This window comes from Flavobacteriales bacterium (assembly GCA_020435415.1).
In the GTDB taxonomy this organism is placed as follows: domain Bacteria; phylum Bacteroidota; class Bacteroidia; order JACJYZ01; family JACJYZ01; genus JACJYZ01.
In genome coordinates, this window is sequence record JAGQZQ010000027.1 from 1 (window position 1) to 17,230 (window position 17,230).

Here is a 17,230-nt window from a genome sequence, read left to right on the forward strand (position 1 = left end):
CATCTTGCCATTGATTATATCGACCCGGACCGGCATAGGAAAGTATACTTCCTTCCAGGCATTCCTGATCAATGATGAGTCCATTTCTGTGTAGTCCCAGAGTTCCATGCCAAAATCAAAAGAATTTTTTAAACCTACACCGTTCGTGTCAACTTCCACAAAAAAGAAGCCCTTGCCATTGTGAAGGGAATTTAAGAGAACGGATGCTATATCCCCCGTGGGGAATCTTTTTAAAACTCTGCTGTTATGAATATCCAGTTGGCATACCAGTGCATTTCCATCTTCATTAAAGGGAGATGTCTTCAGCTCCGGGTAGGCATAGTAGGCGAGCTGGTGTAACCGGTTGGTATCCGTGCCAAAGCCGAGTGCATGCAGTTTTTCGATAAAGGGATATTTCAGATGGTTATCCGATTCATCTTCTTCTATGATCTCCGGTTTTGACGAACTGGAATCCATATCGTAATTCAATGGTTCAGAATTTGTGGAAGGTTCGTTCCGGCAGGATATCAGGAGCATTGCCAGAAAAATGTGTTTGTGTATTGTCATTCCTTGATACCAAGTTCGTTTTGCCAATCGTATAACCCTCCGGCCTCGAAAATATTCCCTTTCAGAAACCTCTGAAGGAACTCGGAAAGAGAAGAGGTCATGGCTATTTCGGGGAAGCTTCCATTAAATATTTCATAGTTTCCGTTGGTGGTATGTCGCAGACCCCACATGTCTGAGTTGATCATGTATTCTGCGAAATAAAACCAGTTGTTACCAAAATCCCGGGAGGGTTGTCTGGTGGTGTTTATTGGAATCATATTAAACAAGTCTTCCGTGCACTCAAATCCATTGCATGTTAAGTAAAACTCCCTGAAGTCTGCTGGTAAAACGAAGTTGGTATTCTTTTCAAATTCCGCAATGTCAGAAATTTCGGCAGGTGGATTTACCTCTATACCACCTGAGGAATGCCTTTGAGTAATAGCGTTGACTAGCTCCTTTATATTCATACCAAAATGGCCCTTTTGTGTTTTCTGTCCATTATTCAATTCCTCAGGATTGTCTTTCCGCCCGTTCTTTCTGGATGTGCAGGATGTTGTTCTGTATATCCTTCATGATACTGTTGGCCCACCAGCTTGCATAAAAATTGAAAGTGGTGGTCAGCTTGAAGTTGCTCCACAGGTGAAGCCGGCAGGTCCTTTCGTCAAGCTTTTCGAGCTCATAGGTTCCGTTCAGAACATCAAAGTACTTGCCACCCACCACCAAATGTTCGTCCATAGTGGTCAGGGGTATTTCGTGTGGCAGCGCTTTGATCGTGAATGACATTTTCTGGTTGTCGAAGTATTCGGTCACTGTTTCATGAAATACGAGTCCATTGGTAAAGATTGCTTCGCGGTAGGCGCCGACGCCTTCATGATTTAACTCAGCGTTTACCGGTCGCGGAAAGTTCAGCAGGTGTGTCAGCCAACCGTTGTCTTCTTCCTCACTGATTTCTCTCACCCTTGTGACGTTGTCCCATATCTTATCAGCCGGTGCGGCAATGTCGATGTAAGTGTAAGCCTTGTATGGCGTGGTATTGGCGCCGATATAGGATTCGATGGGTGAAGCAAGAAACGGTAAAACGACCAGCACCGAAATATACAATCCGTTGTCCTTCTTTCTGAGTTTGAAATAGCCACCTATAAGTCCGCCGATGGATGCTGCAATCAGAAATATCGGCAAAATCATCACCAGGCAAGGCCAACCTTCTATCAGGTAAAGGAGGGTTATAAAAAAGAAAACCAGGATGGGTAGCTATGGTGCGAAGAATCTGTACGATAATTTTTCCACCCTTTCAATGCTTGAGAAATACACGGTCAGTGCGCCAACGATGGAGGGCAGGAGGAACAGAAATGTTTTAGACATCATGTTAAAGACCCCGCTCCAGGTGGATTCCCCGAATACTGTCCTTAACAACAACGCATACACCGTGGGAATGGCAACGATCTTAAGCAGGGTGATGATCTTTTGTCTGGACATAGTCGGTTAAGTGTTCCTTATGTTCTGTAGGGCATATTCAATTTCAGAATCCGATGAACTCCCACCTCCAATATAACCATGTGATTCCAATAGCTATTGGTGCCTGGATCGTGAAGTTTTGTCTGTGGTTTTTATTCTCCACCTCATGATCAGATCAATGGCCAACGGAATCATCGAAAAGAGGCAGATCATTATCGCTGCAAGATATCCCCAACCTTCTTCTCCGGGATCCCTTGTGAAAGCATAGATTCCTGTTCCCAGAGTCACTGCAACCGATTGATAACAGGGTTAATGTGATAAGTATATTTTTCAACTAATGTATGGTAGCCGTCTTTATTTCTTTTTCGATTTTATTAAACACTCGTTCAATTGGTTTTGGGTTTCTTCATCTAATTTCCATCGGTTGTATCCTCTTTTTCCTTGTCCGAGGCGCCGGAAGTGATTGCCATTTAATTTGAATGGGAGGGATTTGTGAAATTTGTAAATCAATTCATAGCATCTGTCATCATTAATCGGATATGGAATAATGAGGTTCAACATAACAAAAAGTCTTCCCTGTTGGATGGAGCACATGATATGTCCATTCGGGTCGGGGCTTTTTCCGTAGTGGTAAAAGGAGCTTATCCAATATTTATGCAAGGGTAGAAAGTCATTATTCTTCAATGTCTCTGTGTAGGCCAGGAAGTCAAGAATGTTTATATTCTCGCATCTCCACGAAAAATAATTATTCATATGTGCAAATCCGGGGTTGTCCCATTTTCCCTTTAGAGGACCTAAATATTCGGTTAATTTCTCACGTGTCCTGTGGGCAATTTCCAATTCGTGATCCTTATCATAATACAATACCAGCTCCAGTCTATTGTCAGACGTTGCATTAAAACAGTCGACAAAACTGTCAATGACTTTCTGGGTTGCTCGCCTCACATTATTGTCCCTGACCGTATGTCCGTGGGAATTTGATTTGGGAGGGCAGTACGTAAAATATGACAAGTTGGGATCCATGAGTTGGCAACTATTGTTCTCAGTGCAAAGGTGGCCCGACAATCTCGATGTTATGTCGGGATGATTGCGAGGAAAGTTCTGCTTTGAATTCTTCCGTTGGTGGCCCATGACGCTCTGGGAGGGAATCCATTTCAGCAGGTCGTGAAACCGCCTTCACAAAATTTTCGAAGTCGTGCCCGGTGGTCATGGTCAGCCATTTGCCGCCGCTTGTGGATTCAACCCTGTAAGCGTGAGGGATTCCTTTGGGGGCCAATATGGTTTCTCCGGCCTGAAGTTGGTGTTCATCACCGCCGATGACAAACCGGAATACCCCTTCAAGTACCACGAAGATTTCGTCTTCGGTGTGGTGGATGTGAAGGGGAGGGGAATCACCGTGGGGTGCATGATGTTCCAGTACCGATATATGATCTGCGTTGTCATCACCGGATATCCGGATTTTTACAAGCGTATTCAGGAACCAAAAGCCATGTGTTTTCATAGGATGTGGGTGGTGTGATGATTTCAATGTTGGATTGTAGCAGAGGGACTGATATGGGATTCGAAGTTATAACTTGTCTACCGTATAATTCAACTCCGTAACCCCGCAGGCAAATTGTCGGGTGGATAGTAGATTGAGTTTTATTTTCTCTTTGATATTTGTGAACAATGGGATGCCTTGTCCAAGAATGATGGGGTTTACAAACAGCCAGTATCCGTCAATCAGGCTTTGTTGAATGAGGGAATGTGTGGCGGTGGGGCTACCGAAAAGCAGGATGTCTTCATTCCCGCCGGATTGTTTTATTTCATTGATGCTGTCCGCCAGGTTGTGGTTGATGATGGTAGTGTTAGACAAACCGGCGTCCTTCATTGTTGTGGACAAAACAATTTTGTGGGCGCCGGCATACCACTTTGAATGCTCAATGTCGTGTTTGGTGGCATTGGGTTGATCCGCTGCGGTGGGCCAATAGCTCTCCATCATCTGGTAAGTGACCCTGCCGTACAATGCGGCGTCCCCTTGGCTGATGCGCTTACCAACATGATCAAAGATGTCCTGATCAACCTTGATCCAGTCCATTTCACCGTTTGGTCCGGCCACAAAGCCGTCGAGCGATAGGTGCATGAATGAAATGATTTTTCTCATAGGGTTTTGTTTTTTGAATATGGTCCTGTAGGACAACAACGCGTCATTGTTTTTACACTTTATGATCTGATTCCATCATCACATACAAAGTACGTTTTATTTATTTTTTGCCGAATGCTTTAGAATAGTTGATGGCAAAAAAAGCATTGAGCGGCTGACTCCACTTTTATTTTTATTTTGGCTTGTCCAAAATCCCGCACTGATGAGAAAAACACAGGCATCTTTCATACTATCCGCATTGTTGGCGACCATGACATGGATTCAGGCATCCGGTCAATGTACCCCGGGTTTCAGCTTTACGGCGTCGAACCTTCAGGTATCCTTTACCGATACCTCTTCGGGAGTACCGACCAGCTGGTTCTGGGACTTCGGTGATGGCAACAGCAGCACGCAGCAAAACCCGACACATACATACGCAGCAGCCGGTAGTTATACCACCTGCTTAACGGTGACAGACAGTTGTGGTACGGATTCGGTATGCCATACCACGACGGTGGCGTGCCCTATGCCTGACCCAGGTTTTAGTTTCACCGCAACGAACCTTCAGGTGTCTTATACGGATACGTCTTCGGGAGTGCCTACGAGCTGGCTTTGGGATTTTGGTGATGGCAACATTAGCACCCAACAAAATCCAACGCATACTTTTTCAGCCCCTGGCAGTTATACCACCTGTCTAACGGTGACCAACAGTTGCGGTACGGACTCTGTGTGTCATACTACCACGGTGGCATGCCCTGTGCCTGATCCGGGTTTTAGTTTCACCGCAACGAACCTACAGGTTTCATATACCGATACTTCTGCAGGCGCACCCACAAGCTGGTTCTGGGATTTTGGTGACGGCAACATCAGCACGCAACAAAACCCGACGCACACTTTTTCAGCCCCTGGCAGTTATACCACCTGCCTGACAGTGACCAACAGTTGCGGTACGGATTCCGTTTGCCACAACATCAGGATATGTGAAGTCCTGGTAGCAGGGTTCAACATCAATCAGACGGACACGACGGTCATGTTTACGGATACCTCTTCGGGTTCACCGGTCAGCTGGCTCTGGGACTTCGGCGATGGCAATACCAGCACGCAGCAAAATCCGTCGCACGTCTATGCCGCCAATGGTACCTACCTGGTATGCCTTACGGTAACGGATAACTGTGTCTCCGACTCCTCCTGTGCCAATGTGGTGATCCAAACCACATCTACCGGTATGGTGCCGGCACAGCCCATGTTCTCCATATACCCCAATCCGGGTCATGGCCGGTTCACATTGCGACTACACAACGCAGATCCGCAAGACTACACACTTGAGGTGTATGACCTGCAAGGCAAAAGGTTGTTTACCAAAAGTGTTTATCGGGCCAACGGGGAAATCTCTTTGTCACCGGACCTGGCCCCGGGCCTGTACCGCCTGTCGGTCATTGCCGCAGATGGGAATGCAGGGAATGTGGCATTGGTGATTGTGGAGTAAGGGAAGAGTGCTGGCCGGAGCTTTTTGAAAAGCCCCCTTAGGTGGCACGGATTGCAAATCCGCGCTAGCACGGAGCCAAGGGTTGGTCAAAGAGCCTTAATCGCTCTATTCTTATTATTTTCTGTTTCACCTTCATTAGGACCGAATCCATTTTCATTAAATCCATTGACAAATAGTTTTCCTATTTCGTCTTTATATAAATATGATATTTGGAAAAGTACTATTAACGTTTTGTGTCGTTTCTCAGATTCGATCTTTGCCTCAAAATACAGGTCATTTGTTCGAACGCCATGATAAACAACTTTTCTTAATTCATAGTCAGTAGCAATTCTAGAATATTCAGTGCTGTCTGCAAATATCCTATGCTTCAATATGGTCAGGCCAAGTGAATCGATGTTAATGGTCTTGTTAAATATTGTATCGGTTTTCTTTGTTAGCAGAATGTTGGATTCATACTTATTAAGAACCGAGTCTACATCAGGTGTAATCCTCATGAAATACTTTTCATTATACATTGATAAGTCGTGCTCATAAATTGTAAAGTCTCCCATTACTTCTGATTTGGTTTCTGAAGTCAAGGAATCATTTTTCGGTTGGTAGTCACCAGCGGTTGTTGATTGGTTAGTTTGATTGCAACCAACACAACCAATCATAAGTGTGATTAGTATATTTATCTGCTTCATAATGTTTTTTGTACCTGCATATGCATAGATAGTTTTTGATAGAAAGCATGACCCTTAGCTGGCGCGGATTTGCAATCCGTGATTTTAATAAAGAGCCAAATATACGGCGCTTACATCTAACACTCAAGATTACTGATTAGGCGCATTATTGCATAATTAAATTCCTGCACGGATTGCAAATCCGCGCCAGCACGGAGGGCACTAAGAAAAACTACGAAAGAGATTCAGCGATATGCTGTGAATCAGTTGAAGATGAACTATGAGATACAGGATTTCACTATGCGAGCAATATATCAATTTAGTAGTTCTAAGTTGAAAGGGTTTCTCAAATCTATGACTATTCAATTCATGCCATCAAAGACAGAAACGGGTGTAAAGCCAAAAGGATACCTCAGACATTCTCCATAAATTAGTATACTATGATTATAAGAGATTATACAAATGTAAAAATACAGGAGACGGACCGCTTTATACGATTAGTCTCTGGTATAGGAAGTAGAGTAGCTAAGCTTTTTTTGGTATTCTTTCTTCTAATAATGGGTGCATTGTTGCACTTTATGCTCAATAATGGAGGAGTGATTAATAGACTCCTGGAAATCGGGGATATAATATGTATTATAGGTTTGCTTGTAGTTGCATGCTGGATAATGATGGTAAGGGGACGTGAATTTTTAGTATACCCTAATGGTCAAATAGAAGTGACTATTGTAAATTTCTGGAAAAAAAGATATACGTTAGGACCAGATAGAAAGTTAAGACTTATAGAAAGGACTATAATAACCGGCGGGGAATATTCTATACACTTCGATATCGTTACAGTTGCAAATGACTCTAAAACTTTTTTGGTAAAGATTGGATCATTTTCATATAAACCCCAGAATATTAATAATGTAGAGAAAAGTGAATTGAAAAGGTTAGCGGAAAAACCGCTGAGCATTAAGTCTACCTTGGAACGTTTTACAGGTAAAATAGAGCATGAAAAGAAGAAATCGAAAGGATTTCAGGGAGATGATAATGTCTGGTTTCTTGATTATTGATGTTAAACCATCCAAATGAAAAACATTTTTGCCACTCGAACTATCGTGATTACACTAGCGACGCCATGCTGGCGCGGATTTGCAATCCGTGATTTTAGTAAAGAACCAAATATACGGCGCTTACGCCTAGCCCTCAAGATTACTGATTAGGCGCATTATGACATAAATAAATTCCTGCACGGATTGCAAATCCGCGCCAGCACGGTAATGTTAGGCTGCATGTTTTCTATTGATTTCCGAAAATAAGAACTACCCCCTCCTCACCCGCAAATCCTTCAGCACCAGCTGCAGCCGTGTATTGCCATTCCACTCGTTCTCTTCCACGGTGTAACAGATGTCAACGGGGTTGCCGGCACGCAGCAGTTCCACGCGATCGCCGAGTCGGAAGCCGATGGCACCGAAGCGCACGTTGGGGTAGAGGGCCTGGAAGAGGTCGCATTTCAGATGTTCATTTTCTTTGCCTACGCACTTGGCATAGCCGCGATCCAGTACCTTTGTAGTGGTGAACACCGGCGCCAGGTTTCCAGGACCGAATGGGGCGAACTGCTCCAGGATGGCATAGGACTTCGGGGTGATATCAGGGAAGTCAATTTGCGCATCGATCTCAATTTCCGGGGTGAGCATGTGGGGTTCGATGCGTGTGCTCACCACCTCTTCAAAACGTTGCGTGAAAGCTTCGATCTTGTCGAGTGCGATGGTGAGACCGGCGGCATACATATGTCCACCGAACTGTTCCAGCAGATCGGAACATGCCTCGATGGCACTGTACACATCAAAGCCCTTGACGGATCTGGCAGATCCGGTAGCCACACCATTGGACCGGGTAAGCAGGATGGTGGGGCGGTAATAGGTCTCGGTGAGTCTGGATGCCACGATGCCGATCACGCCTTTATGCCATTCCGGATTGTAGAGCACGGTGGTCTTTCTGCTTTGCAGGGTAGTGTCTGCTGCGATGAGGTCCAGTGCTTCGCGCGTGATGGCCTTGTCAACATTCACCCTTTCGGAATTATTCAGATGGATCTGTTCCCCCTTGGTGGAAGCACTCTCATCATTTTCTGATATCAGCAACTCCACTGCCTTACGGCCGCTTTCCATGCGTCCTGCGGCATTGATGCGAGGTCCGATGGTAAAGACCACATCGGTGACGGTCAGGTTTTTTTTCATCTGGCTCATCTGCAGCAGTGCGGCAATGCCTGGGCGTGGGTGTTCGTTGAGGGCCTTCAGTCCGTAGTGGCACAATACGCGATTCTCACCTGTGATCGGGACGATGTCTGAACAGATGGAGATGGCGGCCAGGTCAAGGCAGTCCATCAGGGGTGCTTTGAGTTCTTCATACCGGGTAGCCAATGCCTGCATCAACTTGAATCCCACACCACATCCGGAGAGTTCTTTATAAGGGTAGTCACAGTCGGGGCGTTTGGCATCAAGTACGGCGACGGCTTCCGGCCACTGTTCACCAGGCAGGTGATGGTCGCAGATGATGAAGTCTACACCCAGACTGGTAGCCAGCGATACTTTGTCGATGGCTTTGATGCCACAGTCAAGTGCGATGATGAGGCTGAAATTATGCTCTGCCGCGTACCGGACACCTTGCTCGGATATGCCGTAGCCTTCGGCGTAGCGGTCGGGGATGTAGATGTCAAGATGGGGGGTGAGGTATTTCAAAACGGAGTAGACGAGTGCAACGGATGTGGTGCCGTCCACATCGTAGTCTCCATAGACCAGGATTTTTTCCTTGCCGTCAATAGCCCGGACGATGCGTTCCACGGCAACATCCATGTCCTTCATCAAAAAAGGATCGTGGAGATCATCCAAAGTAGGTCTGAAAAAAGTGCGCGCTTCTTCAAAAGTGGTAATGCCACGTTGTACGAGGAGGTTGGCCAGCAGCGGACTCAGGTTCAATTCTCTTGAGAGTCTGTCCACCACCTCCGGGTCCCCGGCTTCTTTGATCACCCATCGTTGCTCCATGTTGCTAATGTATCAAAAGGAAAAATTCCTGTGGGACAAATGCGTGAAAAAAATCACGTGGGTGAGAATTAGGAATTAAGAATGAAAAATGAATAGCAACGGCATTGGCATGATCATGTTAACCAGGAACATTTTGCTCTGTGCCCTCTGTGCTTCTCACTAACCTCTGTGATAAACATTTTTTGGCACACGTTTTTTTAACACAGAGAAATCAGAGAACCACAGAGTACACAGAGTTGAGGCATTGCCAGGGAGAATGATATTTATTTTCTCTGTGTCCTCTGTGCCTCTCACTAACCTCTGTGATAAACATTTTTTAGCACGCGTTTTTTTAACACAGAGAAATCAGAGAACCACAGAGCTCAGGCGTAGCCAGAGGGACTATGAAATGTTGAATTGACTGGTGACGTTTGCAGACTTCGGTTAACCACCCACCTTCTCCCGTAAGCACGGGATTCGGCCTTGCTCCGCCATAGCGGCTACGCGAAGGCGATGCGGGCAAAGCAAACAAGAAACCAAAAACTACAAACTAAACTCCTGTGCCCATTCCGGAAGTGGTGCCTTCTCCACATCACTCAACATCTTCATGTTTTGTGTGGTCACCCCTTTATCATCGGTACCGAAGATGCTGATGAAACGGAAGCCATACTTCAGTTCATCCCAGGTATAGGATAAGCGGCTATGTACGGTTTGCGAAAAGGTGTCATCAAAACCGGTGATGGAGATCAGAAATTCTACCTGTTGCTTCTCAAAATCCTTTTCTTCCATGCCAAAAAGAGGACTGTCCTCCTCGATGATCAGGTTGAACTTCCACCACTTCATGCGGATGAGGGCATGGTAAATGCTTACCGCTGTCCACCGCGAAGTCTCGGTCCGCTGGATGTTAAAGGTGCCATCACGGTTGATCAGTCGTGCCCGGAACTCGCCGGTCCTGGTTCCAAATCCCAGTTCGGGGGATTTTGTGTTTGGTTTCTTAGCAGAGGTCATCATGCGAATTTAAGGAAGAAATGTTGTGATAGATCATTCCCGCATCACCCTGTCAGGGTTTAAACCCTGACAGGGTGAGTTTACGACAACCTCAGAACCGTTCAATCCAGCCGGGATTGAAATGAATACCCCGCAACACTGCCGGATCGTTAAAAAGGAAAGTTGATTGCAAACCACGGCAGTGTGAGGAGTAGCAATGAAAAGCCCGACGGAATTTGGTGAGAACGATAACCGTTTCGCTGCAAAAAAAATCGGGCGAAGATTCAATCTCCGCCCGACGCTCTTTAATGGAAGTCTGAGCTTTCCCGGATGACCAGAAACCACAAACTAAAAACCCATAACTACGCTTTCACAGCGGTATTCATGATCTCCTCCTGTTTCCGGATGGATTCCTTGTGGATCATCTGGTACATCTGCTTGGTGAAATCCGGACTGAGGCCAAGAGCCTGGCCTATCTCCATGCGCTTGTTCATGATCTCTTCCCAACGGTTCAGCTGGAGGATGGTCACCTCATTGTCGCGCTTGTACTCACCGATTTTCTCAGCCACCTTCATCCGGGTGGAGAGCACATGCAGCAGGTCATCATCCAGCTTGTCGATCTCCGCGCGCAGCTGATCCAGTTTGCTTCGGAACTCAATGCTTTCATTGGAAGATTTCCGAACGGTGATGGAAGAAAGCAGCTTGCCGAGATCTTCCGGGGTCACCTGTTGTTCCGCATCACTCAATGCTGCACGGGGTTGGATGTGCGTCTCGATCATCAGTCCGGTCATATCCAGGTCCATTGCCTTCTGGCAAACGTAAGACAGCAGTTCACGGCTTCCGGCGATATGGCTCGGGTCGCATATCATCGGAAGGTTCGGAAGGGTCCGTCTCATTTCAATCGCCAGCTCCCATTTGGGGACGTTGCGGAACGGGGTTTTCTCGAAAGGAGAGAATCCCCTGTGGATGGCAGCCAGCTTGGTGATGCCCGCCCCATGGATGCGTTCCAGTGCACCGATCCACAACTGCAGATCAGGGTTGATGGGGTTCTTCACCATGACCGGAACGTCCACTCCTTTTAGGGCGTCGGCGATGTTCTGCACGGAGAAAGGGTTGACTGTGGTACGTGCACCCACCCATAGGATGTCGATGCCGTACTTCAGACAAAGTTCAACGTGTTCGGCGTTGGCCACCTCGGTGGTGAGCAGCATGCCTGTCTCTTCCTTCACATCCTTGAGCCATTTCAGGCCTTCTTCCCCCACACCTTCAAAAGAATTGGGGCGGGTACGTGGTTTCCATATGCCGGCGCGGAAAATTTTCACCTTGCCCAGCCGGGCGATGCCGCGTGCGGTGGTCATCACCTGGTCGGCATTTTCTGCGCTACATGGTCCTGCTATGATCACCGGTTTCTGGGGATCCGGCATCCAGGTATCAATAGGTTGAATGTTCAATTCTGGCTTCATCGTTTGTCGTATTTAATAGTTGTTCCAAATTTCCTTTTTTGTATTCTCCCAGCACGGACAAGTGGCTGACGTGTTTCAGTACCTGGTGCATGGCGTTTTCATAATCCGGGTATGATGCCCACTCCACATCAATGTGGAAGGTGTATTCATTGGGTTGACCCACCACCGGTACCGACTGTATCTTGGTCATGTTGATGTGGTGCTGTGTGAAGATATTGAGCACCTGGGCCAGGCTACCCACCTGGTGTCCCAGACGGATGCTTACCGAGGCCTTGTTATGATCGGTGCTTTCTTCTGCCATGGTGGACAGGATCATGAAGCGGGTGTAATTCTTCTTGTGGGTCTCGATGCCGCGTTCCAGGATATTTAATCCATAGTGTTCGGCTGCATACAAACCGGCGATGGCAGCTGCATGCGTATTCTTTTCTTCGGCAATGATGCGCGCGCATTCAGCGGTGTCGTTGTATTCCTGCAATTCCCAGTCGGGGTGGGTGGCCAGATATTCACCACATTGTCTCAGAGCGATCGGGTGCGACCGGACCACCTTGATGTCCTCCAGCTTCACCCCGGGAAGGGCCATCAGGTTCTGCTGGATGTGCAGGTACCTTTCACCGATGATCTTCAGGTGATGATCCTGGATCAGACGGTAGTTGGTGAGCAGACTTCCGGAGAGCGAGTTCTCGATGGCCATCACGCTGAAGTCCACCTCACCGCTCACCAGTTTCTCACACAGGGTCTTGAAAGATGCGCATGCAATTGTTTCAATGTTATCCCCGAAATACTGATGGGCGACCACATCGTGGAACGATGCTGCAACTCCCTGGATCCCTATTTTCTTTTTTGTACTCATTCGATGGTTATTTTATTCAAAAAAAAAGCCCCGAGTTTTCGGGGCCTGTAGGTGATGTTTTTTTGCAACGCTTCCTCTCAGATTCCCCGGTGGGACCTGTTATAAAAATAAAAGAAGAAGTAGTTGGTCTTTCTCATGGCATTAATTTCAGAACACAAAGGAACGAAGGCTTTCCCTTAAATCCAAACAATATATCAGTTATTAATAATCTCTTCACGTAAAACAGAATATTGTTTTGGGTAAACTGGGATTAGGTGGAGGATTGGTGCGTAAGTCTGTTTTGAGGGCCGTTGATTATTCTGTACTGAAAAGCAGTTTTTTTCTTCGCCGGTATATGCCGTACACATTATTCTTCCCATTTCCAGGTCTTCCCAACCACCATTTCTTCTTTGAATCCTTGTCGGATAAAGAATTCCTTCGCCTCATCACTGTTCAGTTTACCTGCGGGAATGGAGTCGGCATCTGCCAGGGCGTAAAGGGCCATGGCCGTATATCGTGTGCCGTTCACCATCCATGATTTGTCTATCAGATTGAAATCGTCTCCATTGGAATGATAGTATTTGTAGATGCTGTCATTCATATTGCTGATCATGCCTAAAACAGGGATTCCTTCAAGCATGAAAGGGAAATGGTCACTGTGCAGTCCAGACTTCGCATTGCCTTCATTTGAAAAAGTGGAATCAATGGTTTGAATGGTTGTACCGATATGATTGAAGAAATCTTTCATTTCTTCCCGTCCGGACCAGCTGAAACCTTTTGGATTACCGGACATGTCCAGGTTGATGATGTACCGGAGTTTATCAATCTCGCCGCTGGCGATCATTTGCTGTGCCATATACTTCGAGCCGAGCAGGCCCTGTTCCTCTCCCATGAACATTACAAATTGGATGGTGCGTTCGGGATGTAGTCCGGCACTTTTGAAGGTACGGGCAATGTCCAGTACGGTAAAGGATCCGATGCCGTTGTCTATGGCACCGGTGGCAAGGTCCCAGCTGTCCAGGTGTCCGCCGATCAGAATGACCTCCTCAGGTTTTCCGGAACCGCGAAGGGTAGCCACGACATTTCGTGCTTTGATGATATTGCTGGCATTTTCCATGGCAAGATGGGCAGAGAGTTGCTTACCTTGATTCATCAGATCTTTCAGCATTTGTCCATCTTCCCAGGAGATATTGGCGGCAGGAATGGGATTCAGTTCTCCGGTCACGGAGGCGGTGCCGGTAAGCAGAATGTTTCCCTCCACGCGGTTATAGAGGATCACACCTGCTGCACCAAAATCAATGGCCAGTGCGGTTTTTTCAGAACGATGCAGGTTCTTCTCGGTGGAGTCCTGAGGTTCCAGGCCTATATTGGCCAGGATGATATTTCCGCGAATGGCGTCCCCCAATTTTTTCAGGTCTTTGCGTAATCCGCTCCCTGCAAAGATCAGCTGCCCCTGAACATCGGCATGAACCGGGGAATGGGCGAGGGCTACTGTTTTCAGAGAAAATGAGGTGTCGTCAGACATGATGTCCAGGGAAATGGATTTTCGTGCCCAGGCTTCGACCTCGAAGGGTAGATAGGTAGCATCTTCAAACCCGTACTTCCGGAATTTTTCCAAAACAAAAACCTCAGCTTTTGCCCCATTCTCACTACCGGTGAGTCGGTGACCGATGGTGGAGGTGGCCTCCCGGAGATCATCGTATCCCGAGGAGTGAGCCGTCACATTCCGGTTGATATCCGAGAAAATTTCGGAGAGGGGTCTGTTCGTCGGTGTTTTGGAAGTACAGGAAAAAAGTAACAACGCCGCACATGCTGCGATCAAAATTTTGTTCATATGGTTACGGATATGAAAGTGAAAGTAAGGAAATATTGTTTTTGTCCGAAATGCAATGCCATATATCAGGCAGTGAATTACAATCGTATAGCTCGATGTTGCTGCTCCCGGAATGCCAAAGTGTGATGGCAGGAACGAACGGCGGGCGTGGGAAGGATGTGAATGAAGTGATGCGTTAAAACAAGCAAAAGGGGCCTAAGCCTTTGGGTGCATACCCACTACTTTTGCATTGTTTTAGCATTACTTCAGAGCGGGATGATAGCATCGTTCGTTCTTGATTTTTTGTTTCTTTTTCATCAAGGAAAAAGAAAGTAAGCATATCTATTCTCATTATTTGTTTGGCTTTAAACCAATTTCAATTGCATGCAATTGAAATTATAAAAGGTCAAACAGCGCACCCCGCAACCACCAACACAATCTCTCCTTTGATGGCTTTGGATGAAAAATGGCTGTGCAATTCCGACAAGGTGCCGGTGATGTTCTCCTCATGCAGTTTGGTCAGCTCTCTCGACACAGACGCCTGCCGGTCTTTGCCGAAGGCTTCCGACAATTGTTCAAGTGTTTTCAGCAGGCGATGTGGAGATTCGAAAAAGACCATGGTCCGATCTTCCTCTGTCAAGCGTGCAATGCGGGTCTGTCTCCCTTTTTTATGTGGCAGAAATCCTTCAAAGGTAAACCGGTCGGTTGGCAATCCGGAATTAACCAGGGCGGGCAGCAATGCAGAAGGACCTGGTAAGGTTTCGTAGGCAATGCCGGACCGGATACATTCCCTCACCAGAAGAAACCCCGGATCAGAGATGCCAGGCATCCCTGCATCACTGATCAGGGCAAGAACATCTCCGTTCTTTAATCTATCCATCACCCTTTCCAGGGCCTGGTGTTCGTTGTGCTGATGGAATGCGGACAATGGTGTCGAAAGACCCAGGTGCATCATCAGTTTCTTACTGGTACGGGTGTCTTCCGCCAGGATGGCATCAACCTCTTTCAGGACACGCATGCTTCGGAGGGTAATGTCCTCGAGGTTGCCGATGGGGGTGGGGACGATATATAGCTTGCCAGACAAGGAGGGGTGTATGATCAGGCTTTGTCTATGTCTGCCATAACTGCATCCACCTTGTTTTGCAGTTTCCGGAAGAAAATACTTCGCTCACGTTCCGCCACCTGACTAACCAGGGTAGAGCGTTTGGTAAGATTATCCAGGATATTCTTGGTCCTGTCGCAAAAGCCTGTATCATGGGTGACAAGGTAGTTCATCACATTATGGCTGACGTATACCGCCTGCTTATCTCCCATGGCAATATGGATGTTGTTATCGGGCAGTACCAGATCATTGATATAAAATTGATAGGTACCTGGTATACCCCCGGGGTTTCCGCCACAATGATATTTGAACCCATGTTCTGCCTCGGAGGCCACATGAGAAATGAGCACTTTGAGTTTACTGCAAAGGAACAAAGCGTCTTCTTTGCTTTCAAATACGTCGGTTTGCCAATAGTACCGGATCTGTGAGATCATACTCACCAATGTTTCTTGGCTCCACACTTCGGTTGTCGGGATTTTGATAGCGAGATCGATGATCTGATTGCCCAGCTCAGCCACCTTATCATCCATCATCTCTACGTTGAACCTGGCCTTTTCGAGATCGGCGAATCCGGCCATGGTCTTCATCCACACGAATGTTTTGAATGCGGCCACTTCCGGGATCTGGAACAACTGGATGATCGGAACATCTTTGCTCATATAAGTGATCCGGGCGTTCTCATAGTTCACCGTCATTTGCAGGTCATTTACAATGCCCTGTAGGTATTGGTGAATATTGAAGTTCTGGCTTTCCAGCGCCACATTCCGGAATACCACATTCTCAGATGACAGTCCCATCAGCCCATCGAATGATACACCGAAGTGCCGGCAGACCTTTTCCAGTTCACAGATGGAGAATTCCTTTTCGCCCCGTATGCGCCGGTAAGCACTATCACTGCTTACGTCCAGCAGGTCGGAGATCTCAGTGACAAGAGATGCTCCGGAGGGCAAGGAGGATTTGACCTGGTTGATGAGGTGCTGTTGTATGGAGGCCGTTTCGATCACGCTATTTTTTTTTAAAAATATCAAAAATCCGAAGGCGATTTGCATTTTTTGCAAATGCATGTGCAAATCTGTCCGAACCAACTTTCGGTTTGCAATTTCTAAGAATCCGCTGATAAGGGCGGCATAATTCCGTTTCACTTCGCCATGAGACCGCGCTAGGTTTGGGGTAACCAAAACCCAAGATCATGAATATCTCCGGTATTAGAACTTTCATAATAGTAATGTCTTTGTTGATGACATTGTCAACATCGGGCCAATCGAGATACCCTCAAACAGCTATTAAGACGGGCATCCTGGCACCCGCACTCGGACACGTCAACCTGGAGTGGGAGCAACATGTGGGAGCGGGCGTCAATATTGTTACACGGGGCGGATATATTGGGGTAGGTGAAGAGTACCGTGATAATTCGGGAGGTTATTTCGGACTTGGACTCAAGGTGCTTACTTCTCACGTTGATTCCATGCGTTTTCAATGTACCTACCTCAAGCCAGAAGTGGTATTTTCTTCATTCAGCCATCCGGAATATTACGGTGTGAAGAAAGAGGCATCTAGCCAAAGTGCACTACTACTGAGTGTGGGTAAGCAAAACCGGGTTCTGAATCACATGGTGGTAGACTACCACGTGGGCTTCGGCTTTGGTATAGGCGATTCCGACTTCGCATTTACCCATGCCCGGATATATACGAGATTCCCTTATGTCATCACCGGGGGAATTCTTCTGGGCTTTATTTTCTAACAAACATCAATGGGATATCATCACCCCGAAACACACACTA

The 17,230-nt window shown here is 46.9% G+C and carries 17 protein-coding genes; 3 read left to right on the forward strand and 14 right to left on the reverse strand.

Features of this window, described 5'->3' with window-relative positions:
* From KDD36_06375 to KDD36_06400, 6 genes are all read right to left on the reverse strand, one after another.
* The coding region (locus KDD36_06375) for a hypothetical protein (GenBank protein MCB0396258.1) at positions 1-456 on the reverse strand (456 nt) is incomplete at its 3' end.
* Positions 457-542: 86 nt separating this feature from the next.
* Positions 543-992: an SMI1/KNR4 family protein gene (locus KDD36_06380; GenBank protein MCB0396259.1), complete on the reverse strand. Its 450-nt coding sequence runs from the start codon at positions 990-992 to the stop codon at positions 543-545.
* Between the two features lie 43 nt (positions 993-1,035).
* Complete coding sequence (locus KDD36_06385) at positions 1,036-1,704, reverse strand: hypothetical protein (GenBank protein MCB0396260.1); 669 nt, start codon at positions 1,702-1,704, stop codon at positions 1,036-1,038.
* A 72-nt stretch (positions 1,705-1,776) separates the two neighbouring features.
* Positions 1,777-2,001, reverse strand: a complete 225-nt coding sequence (locus KDD36_06390) for a hypothetical protein (GenBank protein MCB0396261.1) — start codon at positions 1,999-2,001, stop codon at positions 1,777-1,779.
* A 1,021-nt stretch (positions 2,002-3,022) separates the two neighbouring features.
* The gene (locus KDD36_06395; protein MCB0396262.1) at positions 3,023-3,481 is read right to left on the reverse strand and encodes a cupin domain-containing protein; all 459 of its coding nucleotides are present in this window, start codon (positions 3,479-3,481) and stop codon (positions 3,023-3,025) included.
* A 66-nt stretch (positions 3,482-3,547) separates the two neighbouring features.
* Entirely contained in the window at positions 3,548-4,123 is a 576-nt protein-coding gene (locus tag KDD36_06400) for a dihydrofolate reductase family protein (GenBank protein ID MCB0396263.1), read from the reverse strand.
* A 202-nt stretch (positions 4,124-4,325) separates the two neighbouring features.
* On the opposite strand from KDD36_06400, the gene KDD36_06405 reads away from it, so the two are divergent.
* Entirely contained in the window at positions 4,326-5,588 is a 1,263-nt protein-coding gene (locus tag KDD36_06405; protein ID MCB0396264.1) for a PKD domain-containing protein, read from the forward strand.
* Between the two features lie 86 nt (positions 5,589-5,674).
* Here the strand turns inward: KDD36_06405 and KDD36_06410 are convergent, their stop codons facing one another.
* Positions 5,675-6,271 (reverse strand): hypothetical protein, encoded by a 597-nt coding sequence (locus KDD36_06410; GenBank protein MCB0396265.1) that lies wholly within the window; start codon positions 6,269-6,271, stop codon positions 5,675-5,677.
* Positions 6,272-6,690: 419 nt separating this feature from the next.
* On the opposite strand from KDD36_06410, the gene KDD36_06415 reads away from it, so the two are divergent.
* Positions 6,691-7,308 carry a hypothetical protein gene (locus KDD36_06415; protein MCB0396266.1) on the forward strand — a complete coding sequence of 206 codons (618 nt, stop codon included), beginning with the start codon at positions 6,691-6,693 and terminating at the stop codon, positions 7,306-7,308.
* Between the two features lie 249 nt (positions 7,309-7,557).
* On the opposite strand, the gene recJ is transcribed toward KDD36_06415, so the two are convergent.
* The 7 genes from recJ to KDD36_06450 form a co-directional block, all read right to left on the reverse strand.
* Positions 7,558-9,276, reverse strand: a complete 1,719-nt coding sequence (recJ, locus tag KDD36_06420; protein MCB0396267.1) for a single-stranded-DNA-specific exonuclease RecJ — start codon at positions 9,274-9,276, stop codon at positions 7,558-7,560.
* Positions 9,277-9,798: 522 nt separating this feature from the next.
* A complete protein-coding gene (locus KDD36_06425) occupies positions 9,799-10,266 on the reverse strand; it encodes a hypothetical protein (GenBank protein MCB0396268.1) in 468 nt (155 codons plus the stop codon).
* Between the two features lie 338 nt (positions 10,267-10,604).
* Positions 10,605-11,666, reverse strand: a complete 1,062-nt coding sequence (locus KDD36_06430) for a bifunctional 3-deoxy-7-phosphoheptulonate synthase/chorismate mutase type II (GenBank protein ID MCB0396269.1) — start codon at positions 11,664-11,666, stop codon at positions 10,605-10,607.
* Between the two features lie 7 nt (positions 11,667-11,673).
* Positions 11,674-12,555: a prephenate dehydratase gene (locus tag KDD36_06435; GenBank protein ID MCB0396270.1), complete on the reverse strand. Its 882-nt coding sequence runs from the start codon at positions 12,553-12,555 to the stop codon at positions 11,674-11,676.
* A gap of 346 nt (positions 12,556-12,901) precedes the next feature.
* Positions 12,902-14,368 (reverse strand): M20/M25/M40 family metallo-hydrolase, encoded by a 1,467-nt coding sequence (locus KDD36_06440; GenBank protein MCB0396271.1) that lies wholly within the window; start codon positions 14,366-14,368, stop codon positions 12,902-12,904.
* Between the two features lie 385 nt (positions 14,369-14,753).
* Positions 14,754-15,431 (reverse strand): 16S rRNA (cytidine(1402)-2'-O)-methyltransferase, encoded by a 678-nt coding sequence (rsmI, locus tag KDD36_06445; protein MCB0396272.1) that lies wholly within the window; start codon positions 15,429-15,431, stop codon positions 14,754-14,756.
* A 14-nt stretch (positions 15,432-15,445) separates the two neighbouring features.
* Positions 15,446-16,453, reverse strand: coding sequence for a hypothetical protein (locus tag KDD36_06450; protein MCB0396273.1), 1,008 nt, complete (start codon positions 16,451-16,453; stop codon positions 15,446-15,448).
* Between the two features lie 233 nt (positions 16,454-16,686).
* Here KDD36_06450 and KDD36_06455 point away from each other — a divergent pair, with 233 nt between their 5' ends.
* A complete protein-coding gene (locus KDD36_06455) occupies positions 16,687-17,190 on the forward strand; it encodes a hypothetical protein (GenBank protein MCB0396274.1) in 504 nt (167 codons plus the stop codon).
* Positions 17,191-17,230 lie beyond the last annotated feature (40 nt).

Coding starts and splice junctions, on each gene's coding strand:
- KDD36_06395 (MCB0396262.1), bottom strand. CDS start 3,481: ATGAAAACACATGGCTTTTGGTTCCTGAATACGCTTGTAAAAATCCGG.
- KDD36_06400 (MCB0396263.1), bottom strand. CDS start 4,123: ATGAGAAAAATCATTTCATTCATGCACCTATCGCTCGACGGCTTTGTG.
- KDD36_06455 (MCB0396274.1), top strand. CDS start 16,687: ATGACATTGTCAACATCGGGCCAATCGAGATACCCTCAAACAGCTATT.
- KDD36_06380 (MCB0396259.1), bottom strand. CDS start 992: ATGAATATAAAGGAGCTAGTCAACGCTATTACTCAAAGGCATTCCTCA.
- KDD36_06440 (MCB0396271.1), bottom strand. CDS start 14,368: ATGAACAAAATTTTGATCGCAGCATGTGCGGCGTTGTTACTTTTTTCC.
- KDD36_06435 (MCB0396270.1), bottom strand. CDS start 12,555: ATGAGTACAAAAAAGAAAATAGGGATCCAGGGAGTTGCAGCATCGTTC.
- recJ (MCB0396267.1), bottom strand. CDS start 9,276: ATGGAGCAACGATGGGTGATCAAAGAAGCCGGGGACCCGGAGGTGGTG.
- KDD36_06410 (MCB0396265.1), bottom strand. CDS start 6,271: ATGAAGCAGATAAATATACTAATCACACTTATGATTGGTTGTGTTGGT.
- KDD36_06415 (MCB0396266.1), top strand. CDS start 6,691: ATGATTATAAGAGATTATACAAATGTAAAAATACAGGAGACGGACCGC.
- KDD36_06430 (MCB0396269.1), bottom strand. CDS start 11,666: ATGCCGGATCCCCAGAAACCGGTGATCATAGCAGGACCATGTAGCGCA.
- KDD36_06390 (MCB0396261.1), bottom strand. CDS start 2,001: ATGTCCAGACAAAAGATCATCACCCTGCTTAAGATCGTTGCCATTCCC.
- KDD36_06425 (MCB0396268.1), bottom strand. CDS start 10,266: ATGATGACCTCTGCTAAGAAACCAAACACAAAATCCCCCGAACTGGGA.
- KDD36_06405 (MCB0396264.1), top strand. CDS start 4,326: ATGAGAAAAACACAGGCATCTTTCATACTATCCGCATTGTTGGCGACC.